At 55.9% G+C, this 17,292-nt stretch carries 18 protein-coding genes; 13 read left to right on the top strand and 5 right to left on the bottom strand.

The window, feature by feature from the left end:
- Positions 1 to 104 precede the first annotated feature (104 nt).
- The 3 genes from K420_RS0115045 to K420_RS19185 all read left to right on the top strand — a co-directional run bounded on the left by K420_RS0115045 (position 105) and on the right by K420_RS19185 (position 3,199).
- Entirely contained in the window at positions 105 to 734 is a 630-nt protein-coding gene (locus tag K420_RS0115045) for a hypothetical protein (protein WP_027458782.1), read from the top strand.
- A gap of 942 nt (positions 735 to 1,676) precedes the next feature.
- A protein-coding gene (locus K420_RS0115030; RefSeq protein WP_198293780.1) for an IS3 family transposase occupies positions 1,677 to 2,764 on the top strand; the annotation gives its coding sequence in 2 pieces (ribosomal slippage) (positions 1,677 to 1,929 and positions 1,929 to 2,764; 1,089 coding nt in all).
- A 39-nt stretch (positions 2,765 to 2,803) separates the two neighbouring features.
- Positions 2,804 to 3,199 carry a hypothetical protein gene (locus K420_RS19185; protein WP_051453168.1) on the top strand — a complete coding sequence of 132 codons (396 nt, stop codon included), beginning with the start codon at positions 2,804 to 2,806 and terminating at the stop codon, positions 3,197 to 3,199.
- A gap of 144 nt (positions 3,200 to 3,343) precedes the next feature.
- On the opposite strand, the gene K420_RS0115020 is transcribed toward K420_RS19185, so the two are convergent.
- Positions 3,344 to 4,225, bottom strand: a complete 882-nt coding sequence (locus tag K420_RS0115020) for an ImmA/IrrE family metallo-endopeptidase (RefSeq protein WP_027458780.1) — start codon at positions 4,223 to 4,225, stop codon at positions 3,344 to 3,346.
- On the bottom strand, positions 4,222 to 4,545 hold the full coding sequence (locus K420_RS0115015) for a helix-turn-helix domain-containing protein (RefSeq protein WP_027458779.1): 324 nt from the start codon (positions 4,543 to 4,545) through the stop codon (positions 4,222 to 4,224). The genes K420_RS0115020 and K420_RS0115015 overlap by 4 nt, the downstream gene beginning before the upstream one ends.
- Positions 4,546 to 4,716: 171 nt before the next feature.
- Here K420_RS0115015 and K420_RS0115010 point away from each other — a divergent pair, with 171 nt between their 5' ends.
- The 6 genes from K420_RS0115010 (at position 4,717) to K420_RS20600 (ending at position 10,587) form a co-directional block, all read left to right on the top strand.
- Positions 4,717 to 5,724 (top strand): CBASS cGAMP-activated phospholipase, encoded by a 1,008-nt coding sequence (locus tag K420_RS0115010; protein WP_027458778.1) that lies wholly within the window; start codon positions 4,717 to 4,719, stop codon positions 5,722 to 5,724.
- An 11-nt stretch (positions 5,725 to 5,735) separates the two neighbouring features.
- Positions 5,736 to 6,914 (top strand): CBASS cGAMP synthase, encoded by a 1,179-nt coding sequence (locus K420_RS0115005; protein WP_027458777.1) that lies wholly within the window; start codon positions 5,736 to 5,738, stop codon positions 6,912 to 6,914.
- Between the two features lie 9 nt (positions 6,915 to 6,923).
- The gene (locus K420_RS20230) at positions 6,924 to 8,600 is read left to right on the top strand and encodes a ThiF family adenylyltransferase (protein ID WP_084019675.1); all 1,677 of its coding nucleotides are present in this window, start codon (positions 6,924 to 6,926) and stop codon (positions 8,598 to 8,600) included.
- A complete protein-coding gene (locus tag K420_RS20225; RefSeq protein ID WP_157275116.1) occupies positions 8,585 to 9,046 on the top strand; it encodes a Mov34/MPN/PAD-1 family protein in 462 nt (153 codons plus the stop codon). The genes K420_RS20230 and K420_RS20225 overlap by 16 nt, the downstream gene beginning before the upstream one ends.
- Before the next feature lie 345 nt (positions 9,047 to 9,391).
- Positions 9,392 to 10,219: a hypothetical protein gene (locus K420_RS0114995; RefSeq protein ID WP_027458775.1), complete on the top strand. Its 828-nt coding sequence runs from the start codon at positions 9,392 to 9,394 to the stop codon at positions 10,217 to 10,219.
- A gap of 170 nt (positions 10,220 to 10,389) precedes the next feature.
- The gene (locus K420_RS20600; RefSeq protein ID WP_157275114.1) at positions 10,390 to 10,587 is read left to right on the top strand and encodes a hypothetical protein; all 198 of its coding nucleotides are present in this window, start codon (positions 10,390 to 10,392) and stop codon (positions 10,585 to 10,587) included.
- On the opposite strand, the gene K420_RS20595 is transcribed toward K420_RS20600, so the two are convergent.
- On the bottom strand, positions 10,584 to 11,294 hold the full coding sequence (locus tag K420_RS20595; protein WP_157275113.1) for a hypothetical protein: 711 nt from the start codon (positions 11,292 to 11,294) through the stop codon (positions 10,584 to 10,586). The two genes, K420_RS20600 and K420_RS20595, sit on opposite strands and share 4 nt — an antisense overlap.
- A 69-nt stretch (positions 11,295 to 11,363) precedes the next feature.
- Between K420_RS20595 and K420_RS0114990 the strand changes: the two genes are divergently transcribed.
- Genes K420_RS0114990 through K420_RS0114980 form a run of 3 tightly spaced genes read left to right on the top strand, consistent with a single transcriptional unit; the run spans position 11,364 to position 13,312 of the window.
- Complete coding sequence (locus tag K420_RS0114990; RefSeq protein ID WP_027458774.1) at positions 11,364 to 11,663, top strand: ComEC/Rec2 family competence protein; 300 nt, start codon at positions 11,364 to 11,366, stop codon at positions 11,661 to 11,663.
- Between the two features lie 24 nt (positions 11,664 to 11,687).
- Positions 11,688 to 12,542, top strand: a complete 855-nt coding sequence (locus tag K420_RS0114985) for an alpha/beta fold hydrolase (RefSeq protein ID WP_051453167.1) — start codon at positions 11,688 to 11,690, stop codon at positions 12,540 to 12,542.
- Positions 12,539 to 13,312, top strand: coding sequence for an alpha/beta fold hydrolase (locus K420_RS0114980; protein WP_027458772.1), 774 nt, complete (start codon positions 12,539 to 12,541; stop codon positions 13,310 to 13,312). Before K420_RS0114985 ends, K420_RS0114980 begins: the two co-directional genes overlap by 4 nt.
- Here K420_RS0114980 and K420_RS0114975 read toward each other — a convergent pair.
- Both K420_RS0114975 and K420_RS0114970 read right to left on the bottom strand, forming a co-directional pair.
- Positions 13,246 to 14,031: a M90 family metallopeptidase gene (locus tag K420_RS0114975; protein WP_027458771.1), complete on the bottom strand. Its 786-nt coding sequence runs from the start codon at positions 14,029 to 14,031 to the stop codon at positions 13,246 to 13,248. The two genes, K420_RS0114980 and K420_RS0114975, sit on opposite strands and share 67 nt — an antisense overlap.
- Positions 14,028 to 14,924, bottom strand: coding sequence for a DMT family transporter (locus K420_RS0114970; RefSeq protein ID WP_027458770.1), 897 nt, complete (start codon positions 14,922 to 14,924; stop codon positions 14,028 to 14,030). The genes K420_RS0114975 and K420_RS0114970 overlap by 4 nt, the downstream gene beginning before the upstream one ends.
- Positions 14,925 to 15,051: 127 nt before the next feature.
- Between K420_RS0114970 and K420_RS0114965 the strand changes: the two genes are divergently transcribed.
- Entirely contained in the window at positions 15,052 to 17,277 is a 2,226-nt protein-coding gene (locus K420_RS0114965) for a RelA/SpoT family protein (RefSeq protein ID WP_027458769.1), read from the top strand.
- Positions 17,278 to 17,292: the final 15 nt, after the last annotated feature.

The raw sequence follows: 17,292 nt of genomic DNA, 5'->3' as shown, positions 1-17,292 counted from the left end.
AAATTTCTAGCCATAGTCAAGTTCTAGAACGGAATCTGACTGTAGGCAAAGATTCCCCTTAGGTGAGAGAATTTGTGCAACTTTTTCCGTTGCTCGGGAAATTGATGAATCCGATTGCGATATACCCGTACAAAGAAGATCCCGAGATTCGCAAAATGCGCGTCCAGGCTTGGTTTCGGGCTGTCTCACTGGCTAGTAAATTGACGCCGCGTGAGTTGGAAAAGCAGTTCGGTGAATCCGAAAGTGACAGGAAAGTGAAGCGTTCCTGTGTGTGGGACAAGTATCGGCGGGGCGAAGTGGTGCCGCGGAGCGGGCCGCGGCCGGATGGGAAACCAAATCTAGTCGATCGGGTTGAAGCGGCTTATCCGGGGACGGCGAAGTGGCTGGCGCTGCCGTTGTGGCGCCTGTTGGACAAGGCGCCTATGGAGATGAGCGAGATTCGGCGGAGCTACGAGAGTTTGCCGCGCCCGATGCGGGCGATGTTTATACATCCTGATGCGACGGAATCAAGTGTGTTTTGGCGGCGCAGGAAACTCGATTGCAAGGCTGATTGTGATTTCTTCTTGCGATTTGAAGATCTTGATGGATTTACTGCGGTTCTGACCATGCTAAGGGAAACTGAAAGTACTCAGAATCAAAACCAAAATAAAATTTGCCGAGAAAAAGCACGTGACTATGTAGGCCGCCTAGCAGGAAATTATTCGATAATGGAGGCGCTGGTACGCTTACTGTAAGGCAACCTCTAAATTGCGCTGGCTGCAATCGTGATTAAGATTGCAGTTGCAATTTTCACTAGAATTATCAGTATGGCCTAAGCGCCAAAACTGCTCTTGAGAACCTATTTGTCCTCTCCCTGCGCACACAATACGCTTCAGCTGTTGACGTTAGCGGCGTCCAAGAGATCAGAAGATTTTTCCGGTCTTGGCATTGTTTTCTATAACTCGCTTTCGGCGTTACCATCTCTTCCCCTAGATGTAGCAGGAGGTGAGATTGTTGACCTTCCCATTTGTGGCCTAAGTGCCATAAGCGATGTTTTGGCGCAAATAGCTAAAAAATCATCTCCTTGGCATGATGGCTTTCACTTTGTGCAAGCGGATTCGGTATGCCTTACCCACCTATGCCAATTCGTTGCCCCCCCTTTGCCTGATTCAGGGGAGGCTTTGCCCCCAGCGAGTGGGGCTCGCCACATGACAGCGCTTCTAGCGTCCCGAGTTAGCGGAATCGTGATGGTAGGGCTTCTGACACAAGAGCGAGTGGTGTCAATCTATGAATCGGGAGTACTTACTGTGAGCAAGGCACTCCCATGATGCCGGTTAGTCTGACCTACGCAGATTTGGTTCGCCTGATTCGGGTATCCATTGGCGCTGCATTTTTGGTGGCGATAGGGATTCTGTTTTTTCGATGGGGCGAGTTGCAGGTTGCCCCTCTAAAGGTGTTCGTACAGACTGCCTCCACCGCGATCGGCATTCCCCCTCTTCTTGCACTAGCATTCTCTAAACTTAGCTGGACTCGACCATGGCTTGCGTGGTTGCTAGGTCGGCGTATGGTGCATGGTTTATGGTGGGGGGAATTGCATACCGATTTCAAGTCGGCGGATACCGACAAGCCGATGGGTAATCCCCCCGGCCAATAAAGGCGGTCAGAGGTAGAATTTTCTCGTAAAGGGAGAGTTCTGCATGAAGAAGTCGAAGTTTTCGGACAGCCAGATCATCGAGGCGTTGAAGCGGGTCGAGGGTGGGCTATCGGTGCCGGAGTTGTGCCGGGAGTTGGGAATCAGCTCGGCGACGTTCTACAAATGGCGGGCGAAATACGGCGGCCTGGACGTGTCCATGATGGCCCGGATGAAGGAGTTGGAAGCCGAGAATGCGCGGCTCAAAAAGATGTACGCCGAGGAGCGCCTGAAGGCGGATATTCTGAAGGAGTACCTGGGAAAAAAGTAGGTCGGCCATCTCGCCGGCGTGAGATGGCCAAGGAAGTGGTGGCCGGAAAGCGAATTTCGATCCGCTTGGCCTGCGACATTTTCCAGGTGAGCGAGACCTGCTATCGGTATTCGGCCAAGAAGAATGCCGAGAATGAGGAAATCGCCGACTGGCTGATGCGGCTAACCGACAACCACCGCAACTGGGGATTTGGGCTGTGCTTCCTGTACCTGCGCAACGTGAAGGGCTTTGGTTGGAATCACAAGCGGGTGTATCGGATTTACCGGGAGTTGGAATTGAATCTGCGGATCAAGCCCAGGAAACGGCTGGTGCGGGAGAAACCGGAACCGCTGGCCGTGCCGACTGCCATCAACCAGGTGTGGTCTATGGATTTCATGCATGACCAGCTCGAAGACGGGCGCTGTTTCCGGTTGTTCAATGTGATCGATGACTTCAACCGGGAAGCCCTGGGCATCGAGATCGATTTCTCGCTGCCGGCCGAGAGGGTGATCCGTGCCCTGGAGCAGATCATCGAATGGCGGGGGAAACCAGCCGCCATTCGATGTGACAATGGCCCGGAGAACATCAGCGGCCTGGTGCAAAACTGGGCAGAAAAGCGGCAGATCAAGATGGATTACATCCAGCCGGGCAAGCCCCAGCAGAACGCCTACGTCGAGCGCTTCAACCGGACAGTGCGCTACGAGTGGCTATCGCAATATTGCTGGGCAGACCTCGATGAAGTCCAGCTCTTCGCCACCCAGTGGATGTACGACTACAATCACGACCGCCCAAACATGGCCTTGGGCGGCATCACGCCAAAACAGCGGCTGGCCATGGCCGCGTAGCTCTACTTCTGATCGCCCCTAATTCTGGGGGGATTACCGATGGAACCAATACAGATCGCGTTTGTGATCAAACAGACCTATTTCTTTCTCACCATCCAGTCTTATACACCGATGCAGCCTGCACACTCGACGCTTGAGACCTTAGTCATCGATCCCAGAAGCGCCCGAGCGCAACTGCAATATGTATTTGAAATGCAGCGTCTTCACTTGGGCGAGAACAAGATTACCACCGGATACGGCGACCTCCGCCTGACCTCGGGTGATTTGCGACTTGAGGGGCACTACTGGACCAATTCGCCAACTAGCGGGCGGGTTGAGCTTAATTTGATCACTCGCATTTGCGATGGAATCGATTCGTTTGCCGATGCCAAGCGCATCAGAGATGAGCACCAAGATCGTACTCGACCTGCGACAGATGAAAACGCTGCTGCGTGAAACTGCTCAAGGCTAAACGACAGTTAACCGTTGTGTTTTCTCCCGATTAAGCGAATCAATCCTACTTCAGCAGTGGCCGATTGCCACCTGATGCTGATAGATATCCGTCAATTGAGCTACCGTACCTAGTTGGATACAGTGCTTTTACGGCTTGGTGTACCTCAATTCTTTGTCGGGCCAGACCTCTGCATAGGACGGTAAGCTCAACAATGTGAAGATGTTTCCGTATTGGTCTGCACTGATTTTCATCTCTCGTACGCTCAAATCTTTATGAGCATGCGGAAACCACAATTTTGCGGGGAGATTTGCGCCGGCTCGTTCGTGCCGAACGGTGTCGTCCAGGGCGAGTGATCCGAGCGGCAGCGGAATGATGTTGCCTTTTGTTTTGAAGTAAGCGCCAGACTTTGCAGCTGGGGTGCTGGAGCGTGCCCAATTGATGTAGCCATCGGTTGAAACGATAAAAACGGCTTTTTGATCCGTGTACGATAGCCACTTGAGAATGGCTGCCGTGAGCGATACTCCATACCGATCCGCACAGTGGGCCAGTGTGTCGAGATCCACATCGGCATTGACTTGCTGGCGGAAATCATCAAGCGGCATCAGCAGGTACGATGCAAATTCATCTGCTTCCGATTCAATGTTTTGGTCATCGAGAGACCAGTTCCGCATGTCTGCAGCGGTACTGCATTGGAACGCATCCCGGGCCGTACGGTGAATAATGTAATGCCCCAGTTCGTGTGCCTGCGTAAATCGGACTCTTCCGGCAGAGCTCAACGTGTTGTTGTACAAGAGCAGCCAACGCGTTCTCTCTTCATCAGGAAAGAGGGCCCCTTCGAACCCCTTGATATCTGCAGCTTCAATTTGGGCGATCGGATCCGACCAGCCAAAGATGGTTGCGCTTTCCAGGGCCAGTTCACTGACATCCACCGGGAAACGTGCAGTGCCGTGTGCGGCGCTTACGGTTTCAATGATATGGGATAGCCGATGCGCAGCTCGCGGCCCCGCCAGTGTCTCAACGCCGCTCACGTGTTCTTCTTGAAAGTATCGAGAATTTTCCGAAGCTGTTCCTTGGCGTCAGGTTCTAGCTTCTGGTAGCCGCGAAAGAAGGCTTCATCTAGATGTCGCTCTTCCGGAGCTCGTATGTCTTCTTCAAGAAAGTACGCGCTACTCACACCGAGAACGTCTGCCAGCGCTGTCAGCTTTTCGGCGGACGGGCGCTGCGACTCTCTATTTTCCAGTTCCCACAAATAGCTTTTGCTCAGGCCGGCAAGTTCAGCCAGCTTTTCCAATGTGAGTTTCCGTTCTTTGCGCAACTCGCGCAATTTATCGCCGAGACGGGTTCCCATCATTGCGTCTCCTTCCAGTTAACAGTTGCAAATTTACCACGATTCCGAACTTTTAGTTTGACACGACCGGAAGTTTCTGCAAGACTGCAAAAAAGTTCGCTATTCCGAACTTTTTGTAATGCTTCATTGGTGAACATAGTTGTGCCTGTCAGAACCGTTCAAGGAGTGAATATGCAAGAGGCGCCGCTGCAAAAATTCCAGATACTTGCCCTCTCTGGAGGTGGCTTTCGTGGTCTTTACACCGCCAAAATTCTGGCTGACCTGGAAGAAGAGATCGGCGCTCCTGTTGCTACCAAGTTCGATTTGATCGCGGGTACCTCGGTCGGAGGTATCCTGGCTCTGGCAATTGCCATGGAAATTCCAGCTAGCAAGATCGTCGATTTGTTTGTGGAGCATGGCGAGGATATCTTCCGCCGCCGGCGTTCCTTGCTTGGGATTTGGCGGGCACCATATTCGGCAGCCTCGCTGCAAGGCTTGTTGGCCGGGGACGAATTGTTCGGGGAAAAGGTGCTGGGGCAGTGCAAGCATCCTGTCATCATTCCCAGCATTAATTATTCGACAGGCAAGCCAGTTATCTTCAAAACGCCGCATCACCCCGATTTCAAGCGAGATCACCTCTATCGATTGGTCGATATCGCCTTGGCTACAAGTGCAGCACCGGCTTATTTCCCACGCCATACCTTCAATAACAACCAGTACGTCGATGGTGGTTTGTACGCGAATGCTCCTGGATTGCTGGCAGTGCACGAGGCTCAGACTTTTTTCAAGCAGGAGCGCCAGCAAATTCACCTCTTGTCCGTAGGAACCATGTCCTCAAAATTCACTGTCGATCCCAGTCGTAATCGGGAAGGTGGGACATTTGACTGGGGGGGTGCCAATCCTGCCAATATGCCGAAGCGGCTGTTCGGGCTTTCAATCTCTGTTCAGGAGTCATTAAGCGACTTCATGCTGAAGCATCAATTGGGTGGTGACCGCTATTTACATGTAGATGATGATCTGACCGACCAGCGCGCACGCTCTGTTGCGTTGGACAAGGTCGACCAAGCGGCGCGGGAGGTATTGCTTGGATCGGCTTCCGAACGTTCAAAAATATGTATCGGCAACGCACAGTGCCAGGCATTTCTCAGCCATGCCCCTACTAACCCGGTTTTTTACTACGGCGACAACGCTAACCGCTGAAAGGATTTGTCATGCTCAAACTCAACAAGCTGTTCTACGCCACCGACGAGCAAGACGTCTTCAGTGATCGTATCGAACCAGCTCCTGGCCAGAAGAAGTTTTTGATCGACTGCAAAAACGAGATTCGCGATCATTTGCGGCCCCGAATTCGTGAAGCGACGACGGCAATCCTGGGTATGGACGCCGCAGTATCTCCGCGATTCCGCACGCAGGGCTCTTGGTCATACAACACCTGTGTGCAGCCGGCCTCTCTGCCTCCCCAAGAGATTGACTGGGATTTTGGCGTCTATCTGCCTGTTCATGTTTGGGAAGAAAATGGCCCGCCGCATGAGATGGCAAAGGCGTATTTTGTCTTGGTCGAACAACTGCTTGAGGATTTGTGCCGTAAAAATGGCTGGAAACTCATCTCCGGTAAGGCTACCTGCATTCGCGTCCAGGTCGCCTTCTGGGCGCACATCGACATCCCGTTGTATGCAGCACCTGAGCATAAGTTTGTTCAGGTAATGGAGAAGGCTGCGCTTTCTGCACGCTCTGGCACTGTTGCTATGGATTCCATGTGGATGTCGGAGAGTGTCGATTTCAGCGAAATGCCGGAACAGGTTTGGGAAGATCTAGACGATATCGTGATGGCCACTCGTTCAGGGGAATGGAAATTCTCAGATCCCGAAGCTGTTTCCCGCTGGTTTAAGGACAAGGTGCTAGAGCATACCGAGCAGTTGAGGCGCGTGTGCCGCTATCTCAAAGCATGGCGAGATCATCATTGGCGTGATGGCGGTGGCCCGACCTCGGTATCAATCATGATTGCCGTTGCACAGACATTTGAGCCTCAACGAGGTCGGGATGATCTGGCACTTGAAAAGGCTGCTCGGATTCTTGCGGCAGCGATCCCGAAGGAGTTGCGCGAACCCGGCATCGACGGTGGTTCAGAGGATTTCAATAGCCGTCTGTCGCCAGAAGAGAAGGCAATTGCTTCCCGAAAGGCGGAGGCGTTAGCGGAAGCGTTGCAGCAGGCAAGAATCCGGGCGGTACATCAAAAGAGCGAGGCGATCACTCATGTGCAGGCGCATTTGGGGGAACGGATACCCAATCGCCCAGATTTGGTTGAAGCCGACAGCGGTGCCGAATCAATCCGGTCGGTACCGGCCAGGCAAGTGGTTCCGCCAGTTGTGCCGGCTACGAGCGCGGGCTGAGGTTCTCCAATGCGTGACGATCGATTGGGGGAAACCCTGCGTTTACTGACCGCACGGGGATTTTCTTCCGTTGGTAATCGTGCTGGCCGTCGATCGTTTGAAGGGCTTTTACCATGCAAAAAGGGGGCCGTGCGTGTGCGCCTGGTAATTAAAGACTGGGATTTCCAGTCTTACCCGGCCATTTTTTTGCTCGATACCCCTGATTTTCTCCCGCCACTTATGCCGCATGTGAGTGTGGCGGGGGGATTGTGCTATTTCGCGCCAGGATCAGTCGTTCTGGATCGATATGATCCTGCAACCGCTATAGCTCAATGCCTACAGCAAGCGACTGCAGTTCTTGATCGGATAGCAAGTGATCCAGATTACCGGTCGAAAGATATTCAGGATGAGTTCCTTGTCCACTGGGAGTTCGGTCAGACGCCATGGCCATGGCCCGTTCTGATCGGAAGTATTCCGCCAAATTCCGTATCTGCGAATTATTCGCTTCTTGACGTTGATGGATCGCGTCGGGCCATTATCGCCAGCGATCCTGCCGAAGTGGCCGCATTTGCAAAGGCACTGGGCGGTCAATCTGCCATGCGTACGAATTGCAAATGCTGGTTGTTCAAAACAGCCATGCGCCCGGCGGTTCCGGAGACAATGCCCAAAACCGTCAAAGAGCTTTTTGCATGGCTGCAGCAGTGGGATCGCACCATGTACGGCGGAATCCAACGTGTTCTCGAACGAGAGAGTGCTTACCTCGAATACTCTTTTGTAACTTTCGCGATCGATACGCCCATCGGTTGGCTGGGGTTTGGTTTCGATCTCGATCAAGTAAAGCGTTTGGGGGCTAAGCGCTTTCCAAAGCTTTACAAACAGCACCTCCATGGCAAAGGGGGCAATCGGACCATACTGCGACTGTCGATTACAGATATCAGCCCCAGCTATGTACATAGTCGAAATCTCAGCTTTCCGGACCTCAGGGACAAGCGCATTACTTTGGTTGGATGCGGGGCAATTGGTTCTTTCTTGGCGCAATCGCTGATCCGGCTCGGGGCGGGACACGGCAGAGGTTCGCTGACACTAATCGATCCCGACACTCTCCAGCCGGAAAACCTTGGCAGGCATCTATTGGGCTACCCCTCGTTGTTCAAACCCAAGGCTGATGCGTTGAAAGATTATCTGCTACGTGAGTTTCCTCTGGCCAAGATCGAATCTGTTCCGAAAAGCGCTACGGAGCATCCCCAACTATTTGGCGCCGATTTGCTGATAGACGCGACCGGAGAAGAAACCGTTAGCGAATTACTTAACGGGTTGCGCATTGAGCATCAGAGCAAAAATCCATTGCTTCATGTCTGGATCAAAGGTAACGGGGAGTGTGTTCAGTCCTTGTGGGCGGATCGCAGTGGGGCTGGCTGTTTTCGCTGTTTGAAAACGAGTGACGAGCAACATTACCGACGTGAACGTTTTCCGGTGCTAAATCAGCAACCTATGCGTGGTGCCGTTGGCTGCCAGGCATTCACGCCGTATGCGGTCTCATCTCCAATGCTAGCCGCCGCGCTAGCAGTAGATAGTGTCATCGATTGGTTGAAGGGCGATCCAAGCCCTAGGTTCCGTACAAGAAGTATCGAAAATGCCGATGTGCGTCGAATAAAAAATCAGGATATTTCTAAGCTGAAGGAATGCCCCGCGTGCGCTCAGCAATGATCTGGCCTAATCCGTTTGAGACGGATGGGAAAGTGTTGATTGAAGGAGCTGTCATCGACTTGGTTTTGGATTATCAGCAGCGAGGAAGTAGTACTCCGGAGGCCGGAGGGATTTTTTTGGGGTACCGGCGGGGAATACATTTGCATATTGTTCAGGCCACTACGCCTCAGCCAAGGGATAGGCGAATGCGATATCGCTTTGACCGGTACGATCAATTCCACCAAGCGATTGCTAGCAAGCAATGGGAGGAAAGCGATGGGACGGTCGACTATGTCGGTGAGTGGCATACCCATCCGGAAGTGAATCCATCACCATCGTCATTGGATATTTCTGAGTGGGGAAAAATTCATCGCACTCGTCAATTTCCGATGATTTTCCTAATTGTAGGTTTGGCTGAGAGCCTTTGGATTGGGCTTGGCTGTAATAACAAAATTGTTCGGTTGTGACCGGAACTGGTTGTATCACCTTCGCACCATCTTTTATTCCATTATTCCTTCAATATGTTTTCTGAAACTCAGGAATTACAGCCTTTATTTAGCGATGACAACCTTGAATGTTCATCAATCAAAAATCGTCTTTCAGATACCTCCGACACCAAGGGTAAATATCTCTATCACTTCGGGAATCTCTCGAGGCTAATCAGCTACCGACGAAGTGATCCATTTCTTCGGGCAAGAGAGCACGATGGCACTGAACCTGTCTGGTTGCATCGGCAGGTAGTCGACACTCTTCCCACTTTAAAGGAAGGGGAGAGGGTGTACTGCCTATTTTTCTGGAATGATCTTGACTCCATGAGGGCCAACGCTTATTCCATGATGAAAGGGAGTGTGCTTCATCGGGTGAGAGCCGATCATCCTGTTCTAAAGCGTTTCAAATCTGGTGAAGATGAGTTTTTGAAAGGTATGGCGACCATGTATTGGCAAGCAATGGTGGCAAATCAGGACAATCCTCACTATTCTCCGATCGGCATTCCCCATTCAGATATTGAAGTACTGCATCCCGATGGGAGATGGAAAACGATGGGGCAGATTCCAATTCTTTCGGATGCCACCCATGCCGGCTGGACCGCCAATATTTTTGAAGCCAATGGCAAGGTGCGGTCAGTGTTTTCGCGCATGGCAACTCGCCCGGTCATTAACAGTGACGGCTCGACATCGTATCGAACCGAAGCATGTGTCCTGCTTCGCCATCCTGCAGGCGGTGGCATAAGCTTTCTCGGCATGCTCGAGTTGCTCGAACCCCTGGTGCTCAACTTGGCTACACCGCACACCATGAACGTTTTAAGCCAGTTGCGCTGGTTCTATGCGTATGAAGATTTAGAGGAGGTACGTGTCCAGGAATTTTTCCCAATTTTTCATCGTAGGAAGAAGTCTGGACTGAAGCAGATCGCTCTTGAATGGCTGGATGTCCCGAAAAAAATCATTGACTGGGTAACGTTCAATGATCGCTCGCCTCATTCTTTGGCGGATAAGGAGGTGGCGGATCTATACCGCCTGTTTGGTTGCTCAGAGGCTCTAATCAGGGGAAATAAATGGTCCTATGAGCATCTGCTTTACGACGAAGGCACCTATGCGTCGCTGAAGGGATCTAGTGCGGATCTGATCTATGGGAGCACTTGAGGTCTGGCCAAAGGCAGGCGACAGTCGTATAAGCGTGGTCGCGTGATTCTATGCAAACTCGTTACAACCACTAGCTATGCAGGCGAGGCTTCTGGTTCTCGAGAAAATTCCGATAAACGCAGGGATTTCAAAATTCTGGCTCATTTAACGTATATATTTTGGAGGTAACGATGTTAGCTGAGGTTACAAATTATGTTGATAATTATTCGAGAGTTATGACTTTCGGCGCCATTTTATTTGCGGCTGGAATGATTGCTCTGCTTGCTCATATTTCAGCGGGTTTTTTCGATGGCATTTCAAAGATGGTGTTCGGTTTGGGGTTGGTCGCTGCTGCTGTTTTTGCAGCAGGACTATGGTTTATTTTTTAAATATACTGCTTCAGTAATTGAGCTGCGATCACCAAACTTGATAACAGTATTGAGATTCCGCCCATTGCAATTGCTAGCCAGTATTTAATTTTTTGCAACTTAGTAAACTTTGATGTATCCATTTTTCCGCTCAAAAGGGTTTTTTCATCTGGTGCTAATTTCATTGTTGGCGCAAATGCCTCACATGTATTTTTAGCGTTTGGTGGCGGAGGAGTTGGAGGTGGCCAAATGAACTCTCGTACTATAAGAGTCCTCCTGTCGAATGACCTTATGCAGCCACCGGTTTTATCAAAGAGGCTTGCGATAAACTCGCTGAGTTCCGGTAGTTCGAATTTGGATAGAAAATCCTGTTTGATTCCAAACAGAATTCGGTACTGACGGACAGAGGTAGAGTGGTTAAGGACCTCAGGCTCGTGGTAGAAGGTTTCTGTATGCTTCCTGACCAGCGATAGTTCGGCCGCTGTTGTCGCGCCGACCTGCCATCGTCCGATGCTTCGATCTTGACCCAGAGGGTACTCACCAGGGAACGCCGATAATAGGCGGATTCCCTTTCCAAATTGTGGAATGCCTTTGCCCCATACACTGAGCATGGAGATGTCAGCAAGGTGGAGGAGGCAACTCTCGGCAATTGGCACGGATTTGCCATACCTGCCGGCTCGGGGCACATAAATGGCTGTTGGCCATTGATTGGTATTCTGAGAAATCATCGTTTGACTGCCGATTTCGGTACGAAATTGGCTGTGCAAAGCGGAACAAAAAATGCTTGAGTCACACTCTTGGCGCGCTATCCGGACGATCTGGCCGCCGAGGTCATGCTGGTCCCGCACCATGGCTCGAAAACCTCGTCGACACCGCCCTTCCTGCAGGCGGTGGGCGCGCGGGAGGCGATCATTCCGGTCGGTTACCGCAACCGCTTCGGCCATCCGAAGCCGGCCGTCGTTGCCCGCTACGAGGCGCTCGGCCAACGCATCTGGCGGACCGACCGCGACGGTGCGCTCCACGTCACCCTGGGTACGGGGCCAACGTCAGTCAGGGCCTGGCGGCAGGAACATCGTCGCTACTGGCATGGCCGGTGATACATTCGGGAAGAAGGAGAAAACATGCAATTTCGACAAGCTGCCGTGCAATGCATCGGGCCGTCCGGGCTGCACCGCATGGCCTACACTGAGTGGGGCGAACCCGACAATCCGCGCGTGCTGCTCTGCGTCCATGGCCTGACCCGCAACGGCCGCGATTTCGACCAGTTGGCCGCAGCCCTCTCCAGCCATTACCGGGTCATCTGCCCGGATGTCGTCGGGCGTGGCCGGAGCGGCTGGTTGCGCGACCCGGCCGGTTACGGCATCCCGCAGTACGTTGCCGACATGGTGACGCTGATTGCCCGGCTGAATGTCGACACCGTGCATTGGGTCGGTACCTCGATGGGCGGCCTGATCGGCATGGCGCTGGCCGCCCAGGAGGGCACGCCGATCCGCCGGCTGGTGCTGAACGATGTCGGGCCGCTGATCACCGTCGAGTCTTTGCAGCGCATCGCCACATATGTCGGGACCAACCCGCATTGGGCCAGCTTCGACGAGGCGCTGGCCTACGTCAAGCTGATCAGCGCGCCGTTCGGGCCCCTGAGCGAGGCGCAATGGCGTCATCTGACGGAAACCAGCATTGTCCAGGGAGCGGACGGCAACTGGTCCTTCCGCTACGACCCGCGGATCGCCGAGCCTTTCAAGGCGGCGTTTGTCGACCAGGACATCGACCTGTGGCCGATCTACGGCGCTATCGCCTGCCCGACGCTGGTCATTCGCGGCGCCGAGTCCGACCTGCTGGCGCGCGACACCTGGCGGGCCATGGGCGAGCGTGGGCCGCGTGCGAAACTGGCTGAATTCCCCGGGGTGGGCCATGCCCCGATGTTCCAATCGGACGACCAGATCGCTGTTGTCCGCGATTTCTTGCTGAGCGTATGAAACACATCACCGTCAAAGGACTGAAACTCGAATACCGCGATCATCCGGCCAGCACCGGGGATGCGCCGACCCTGATGCTGCTCCATGAAGGATTGGGCAGCGTGGCCATGTGGCGGCATTTTCCCGAGAAGCTGGCGGCGCGCACCGGTTGCCGGGTCATCGTCTGGTCGCGTGCTGGCTATGGCGGCTCCGATCCCTATCCCGAGCCGCGCACGCCGCGCTACATGCACCGAGAAGGCGAGGAGATGCTGCCGGCGCTGGTCGCCGCGCTGGGCATCGAAAAACCGATCCTGATCGGCCACAGCGACGGCGGCAGCATTGCGCTGATCTGTGCCGGCGCGCACCCGGATCTGCCGCTGGGGGTCGCGGTCATGGCGCCGCACGAATTTGTCGAGGAAGAAACCCTGGCCGGCATTCGCGCCGCCCGCAAGGTGTGGCAGGAAACCGACTGGCCGCACAAGCTGGCCCGCTATCACCAGGATGCGCCGCGTGTCTTCAGCGACTGGAACGACTGTTGGCTGTCGCCCGCTTTCCGTGACTGGAACATCGAGGATTACCTGCCGAACATCACCTGCCCGGTGCTCGCCATCCAGGGCGAGGACGACGAATACGCGACGATGCGCCAGATCGACGTGATCGCCGAGAAGGTGCCGGGCACGCAATTGCTGAAGCTGGCGAAATGCGGCCATTCGCCGCAGCGCGATCAGGAGGCGGCGGTGCTCGACGCGCTGGCCGCCTTTGTCAGCCGGGCCAGCGGGTCCTGCCGGTAGTAGCGCCTGAGCAGATCATAGAGATCGGGATATTCCCCGGCGACGACGTCGGGAATCTCGAAAAAGCTTTCGGACAGCACGGCGAAGAATTCACCCGGCGTCTCGCTGGCGTACGGGTCGATCAGCGTCTCCTCGCCGCTGTCGACGCGGGCACAGAAATCGTCGTAGGCAGCGAAGAAAATCGTTTCCCACTCGCTTGCGTCGAGATCGCTGTGCAGGGCCGGCATGCCGTCGGCGTCGCCGTTCAGCATGTCGAGCTTGTGGGCGAATTCGTGGATCACCACGTTGTAGCCGTCGCCGGCCATCTTCACGTCGTGCCAGGAGACGATCAGCGGGCCGCCCTCCCAGGCTTCGCCGGACAGCACGTCGTCGTATTCGTGGACGATCCCCGTTTCGTCCTCGAAGCGGCGGCGGACGACGAATTCGTCCGGGTAGACGATGATCCCCACCCAGTCGCGATACGCCTTGAGGCCGAGCTTGAGAATGGGCAGGCAGCCCTGGGCGGCGATGGCGACGCAGATTTCGTCGCTCAGTTCCAGGCCGCCGGCGGCGCTGAATTCCTTTTCGGCCAGGAAATCCTCGGCCAGTGTGCGCAGTTGCCGTTGTTCGTCCGGGGGCAGGATGTCGAGGAAGGGCAGTGCGCTGACGGTTGCTGCCCACAGCGCATCGGGGATGGGCTGCCGCTTGTGGCCGCGTAGTTTGTCGAGCAGGCCGATCATCGCTTCATGGTCAGCCAGATGCCGCTGAAGATCAGGCCGATGCCGAGATAGTGATACCAGAGCGGGATTTCGCCGAGGAAGAGGAAGGAGAGGAGGGTTCCAAAGACCGGCATCAGGTGGATGAACAGGCTGGCCTTGTTCGGCCCGACTTCCGCGACCCCCTTGTTGTAGAAGATGTAGCCGACAAAGCTGGGGAGAATGCCGACATAAGCCAGTGCCGCCAAGGAGCCGAAATGCACGTTGATGTGCCGGCCTTGCGCCAACTCCCAGGCATACGCGGGAGTCAAGGCGAACAGGCCGACTGCGATGGTGGCGGCAAGCATCAGCATCGGATGCACACCGGCGGGTCGCCGGGAGAGCAAGACGGTATAGATGGCCCAATCGAGCACGGCGACCAGCATCCAGACATCGCCGAGGTTGAGGTTCAGGTGGGCCAGTACGGCCAGGTCGCCACGCGAAACGATGGTCAGCGCACCGCACAGCGAGATGATGACCCCGATCGCTTCCGGCCGTCGCAGGTGCTTGCCGAGGAAGGCCCAGGAAATGGCGATGGTGGCGACCGGGATGAAGGAATTGAGCAGCGTGGCGTTGGTCGCCGAGGTGTGCTGCAGGGCCAGGTAGGCGAAGGTGTTGTAGCCGCCGACACCGAGCAGGCCAAGAATGACCAGCGGTTTCCAGCCCTTCACGAGCAGTGGCCACTGCGCACGGAAATGGGGCAGGGCGAGCGGCAGGACAAGGACAAAGGCGATCGCCCAGCGCCAGAAAGCCAGCGTCAGGGGCGGAATATCACCGCGGATGGCGCGGCCGACGACCATGTTGCCCGACCAGGAAAGCGCGGTCAGGGTGAGTAGCAGGTACGGGTTGGCGAGGCGGTGGGCAAGACGTTTGAGCATGGTCGGCCGATTATGCCTGAAGCCGGCGGCAGGCGGACTTGGGGTATTTCCCCATGGTCGGCCGCGTTCATGACAAGTGTGGATTTTGTCCGCATGGCCGGCCAGCGTCCGATTTATAATGCGCGCCATGGTTTCCGTCGTCCATTCCGTCGCCGCGCTGAGCGACTTCGATCAGTTCCTCGCCACCCTCACCGAAGGCCTGACCCCGGCCGATGCCGACCGTCTCCGGGCAGCCGTCGAATACGCCTGGGAGACCTACGGCGACCGCAATCTGGGGAGCGGCGAGCGCATTTGGTCGCATGCCCTGGGCATGGCGATCATCGTTGCCGGCCTCAAGCTTGACGCCGAGTCGCGCATTGCCGCGTTGCTCTTCGCCATCCCGTCGTACGATGAGCACCACGGGGTCGCCCGCATTGAGGAGCGCTTTGGCAAGCCGGCAGCGCACCTGGTCCAGGGCATCTCGCGCCTCAACCGGTTGCGGCCGATTACCAAGGGCTTCGTGGCGACCAACATCGAGGCCGGTGAGATCAATCCGGCCGAGATGAAGGCGCAGGTTGAAGTGCTGCGCAAGATGCTGCTCGCCATGGTCGAGGACATCCGCGTCGTGCTGCTCCGCCTGGCCAGCCGGACGCAGACCCTGCGCTTCTACGCGGCGCATCCGGACGACCTGCGCGTGCAGGTGGCGCGCGAGACGCTCGAACTCTACTCGCCGCTCGCCAACCGCCTCGGTGTTTGGGAACTGAAGTGGGAACTGGAAGACCTGTCCTTCCGCTTCATCCACCCGGATACCTACAAGAAAATCGCCAAGATGCTCGACGAGAAGCGCAGTGAGCGCGAGCAGTTCATCGTCGATGCGGTGGCCAAGGTGCGGGCCGAACTGCAGGCCGCAGGCGTCAAGGATGCCGAAATCTATGGCCGGCCGAAGCACATCTACAGCATCTGGAACAAGATGCGGAAGAAGGGCGTCGAGTTTTCCGAGGTGTACGACATCCGCGCCCTGCGCATCATCGTCGACGACCTGAAGGACTGCTATACCGCGCTTGGCATCGTGCACAACCTGTGGGCGCCGATTCCCAAGGAATTCGACGACTACATCTCGAACCCCAAGGGCAACTACTACCGCTCACTGCATACCGCGGTGCGCTGCCCGGATGGGCGCAGCCTGGAAATCCAGATTCGCACCTGGGACATGCACAAGCATGCCGAACTCGGCGTCGCCGCGCACTGGCGCTACAAGGAAGGCAGCAAGCGGACGCACGAGGACGACTACGACGAGAAGATCGCCTGGCTGCGCCAGCTGCTGACCTGGAAGGACGAAGTCGCCGACAGCTCGGACTGGGTCAAGCACTACAAGCAGGCGGCGCTCGACGAAACCATCTACGTCATCACGCCGCAGGGCAAGGTCGTCGATTTGCCCGCCGGTTCGACGCCGGTCGATTTCGCCTACCGGGTGCATACCGATCTCGGCCATCGCTGCCGGGGCGCCAAGGTCGGCGGCCAGCTGGTGCCGCTCAACACGGCGCTGGAAACCGGGCAGGAAGTGGAGATCGTCACCGCCAAGGTCGGCGGGCCGTCGCGCGACTGGCTCAACCCGTCGCTCGGCTACATCCATACCAAGAGCGCCCGGGTCAAGGTACGTTCCTGGTTCTCCAACCTGGCGCTGGAAGAAACCCTGGCCGAAGGGCGCGGCATCATCGCCAAGGAATTGCAGCGTGCCGGGCAGACCGGCGCCAACATCGAGGAACTGGCGCACAAGCTGGGCTTCACCAAGGCCGATGACCTGTACATCGCGGCGGCGCGCGGCGACCTCAACCAGCGGCAGTTCCAGGCTGTCGCCAAGGGCGGCGATCTGCTGGCCGAAACGCAGTTGCCGGATGAGGTGGTGGCCAAGCCGAGCAAGCCGGTCGAGGGCAACCAGGGCATCCTGATCGTCGGTGTCGACAAGCTGCTGACGCAACTGGCCCGCTGCTGCAAGCCGGCCCCGCCCGATGAAATCCAGGGCTTCATCACGCGCGGCAAGGGCATTTCCATTCACCGCATGGATTGCCCCAATTTCGCCAACCTGGCGGCGCTGCATCCGGAGCGTGTCATCGAGACCGACTGGGGCGTGCAGACGACCGGCGTTTTCGCCTGCGACATCATCGTCGATGCGCACGACCGCCAGGGCCTGCTGCGTGATATTTCGGAAATCTTCACACGGGAAAGGCTCAATGTGGTCGGCGTCAATACCCAGTCCAAGCAGGGCAAGGCGCACATGAGCTTTACTGTCGAAATCACCAACCTGCAGCAACTGCAACGCACGCTGACGCTGATCCACGACGTCGAAGGCGTGGTCGGCGTCCGCCGCGCCTGATTACCGGAGAGCCCG

This window comes from Dechloromonas agitata is5 (assembly GCF_000519045.1).
GTDB classification, from domain to species: domain Bacteria; phylum Pseudomonadota; class Gammaproteobacteria; order Burkholderiales; family Rhodocyclaceae; genus Azonexus; species Azonexus agitatus.
This window is presented reverse-complemented; position numbering and strand designations above follow the sequence as displayed.

Excerpts from the sequence above, each read along its gene's own strand:
- K420_RS0114970 (WP_027458770.1), bottom strand. The coding sequence starts at position 14,924 with ATGCTCAAACGTCTTGCCCACCGCCTCGCCAACCCGTACCTGCTACTC.
- K420_RS0115010 (WP_027458778.1), top strand. The coding sequence starts at position 4,717 with ATGCAAGAGGCGCCGCTGCAAAAATTCCAGATACTTGCCCTCTCTGGA.
- K420_RS20230 (WP_084019675.1), top strand. The coding sequence starts at position 6,924 with ATGCGTGACGATCGATTGGGGGAAACCCTGCGTTTACTGACCGCACGG.
- K420_RS20600 (WP_157275114.1), top strand. The coding sequence starts at position 10,390 with ATGTTAGCTGAGGTTACAAATTATGTTGATAATTATTCGAGAGTTATG.
- K420_RS19185 (WP_051453168.1), top strand. The coding sequence starts at position 2,804 with ATGGAACCAATACAGATCGCGTTTGTGATCAAACAGACCTATTTCTTT.
- K420_RS0114965 (WP_027458769.1), top strand. The coding sequence starts at position 15,052 with ATGGTTTCCGTCGTCCATTCCGTCGCCGCGCTGAGCGACTTCGATCAG.
- K420_RS0115015 (WP_027458779.1), bottom strand. The coding sequence starts at position 4,545 with ATGGGAACCCGTCTCGGCGATAAATTGCGCGAGTTGCGCAAAGAACGG.
- K420_RS0115005 (WP_027458777.1), top strand. The coding sequence starts at position 5,736 with ATGCTCAAACTCAACAAGCTGTTCTACGCCACCGACGAGCAAGACGTC.
- K420_RS0115045 (WP_027458782.1), top strand. The coding sequence starts at position 105 with ATGAATCCGATTGCGATATACCCGTACAAAGAAGATCCCGAGATTCGC.
- K420_RS0114995 (WP_027458775.1), top strand. The coding sequence starts at position 9,392 with ATGAGGGCCAACGCTTATTCCATGATGAAAGGGAGTGTGCTTCATCGG.
- K420_RS0114975 (WP_027458771.1), bottom strand. The coding sequence starts at position 14,031 with ATGATCGGCCTGCTCGACAAACTACGCGGCCACAAGCGGCAGCCCATC.
- K420_RS20595 (WP_157275113.1), bottom strand. The coding sequence starts at position 11,294 with ATGATTTCTCAGAATACCAATCAATGGCCAACAGCCATTTATGTGCCC.
- K420_RS0114985 (WP_051453167.1), top strand. The coding sequence starts at position 11,688 with ATGCAATTTCGACAAGCTGCCGTGCAATGCATCGGGCCGTCCGGGCTG.
- K420_RS0114980 (WP_027458772.1), top strand. The coding sequence starts at position 12,539 with ATGAAACACATCACCGTCAAAGGACTGAAACTCGAATACCGCGATCAT.